Genomic DNA, 706 nt, shown 5'->3' on the forward strand with positions numbered 1-706 from the left:
GCGGCCTGTCCGACCTCGTCGAGGGAGTAGGTCTGGGACAGGGTGGGGTGGATCTTGCCCTTGGCGATGAGGCGGTTGGCCTCCCAGGACTCGCGGTAGTTGGCGAAGTGGCTGGAGATGATCCGCTTGAGGTTCATCCACAGGTATCGGTTGTCGTACTCGTGCATGTAGCCGCTGGTCGAGGCGCAGGTGGTGATCGTGCCGCCCTTGCGGGTCACGTAGACGCTGGCGCCGAAGGTCTCGCGGCCGGGGTGCTCGAAGACGATGTCGATGTCCTCGCCGCCGGTCAGCTCACGGATCTTGGCGCCGAACCGCTTCCACTCCTTGGGGTCCTGGGTGCGTTCGTCCTTCCAGAACCGGTAGTCCTCCTCGCTGCGGTTGATCACCAGCTCCGCGCCCATGGACCGGCAGATCTCGGCCTTGTCCTCGCTGGAGACCACGCACACGGGGGTGGCGCCGCCGTTGAGCGCGTACTGGGTGGCGAACCCGCCCAGGCCGCCCGAGGCGCCCCAGATCAGCACGTTGTCGCCCTGCTTCATGTCGCCGCCGTTCTTGGAGACCAGCTGGCGGTAGGCGGTGCAGTTGACCAGGCCGGGGGAGGCGGCCTCCTCCCAGGTCAGGTGCTTGGGCTTGGGCATCAGCTGGTTGGCCTTGACCAGCGCGATGTGCGCCAGGCCGCCGAAGTTGGTCTCGAAGCCCCAGATCC

1 protein-coding gene is annotated in these 706 nt (G+C 66.9%); it reads right to left on the bottom strand.

Annotated elements, in window-relative coordinates; genetic code table 11:
- Positions 1–706 (bottom strand): crotonyl-CoA carboxylase/reductase (gene ccrA, locus ABD086_RS25275; RefSeq protein ID WP_343911458.1); only part of this gene is annotated, 706 nt, incomplete at both ends.

This window comes from Nocardioides aquiterrae (genome assembly GCF_039526625.1).
Taxonomy (GTDB): domain Bacteria; phylum Actinomycetota; class Actinomycetes; order Propionibacteriales; family Nocardioidaceae; genus Nocardioides; species Nocardioides aquiterrae.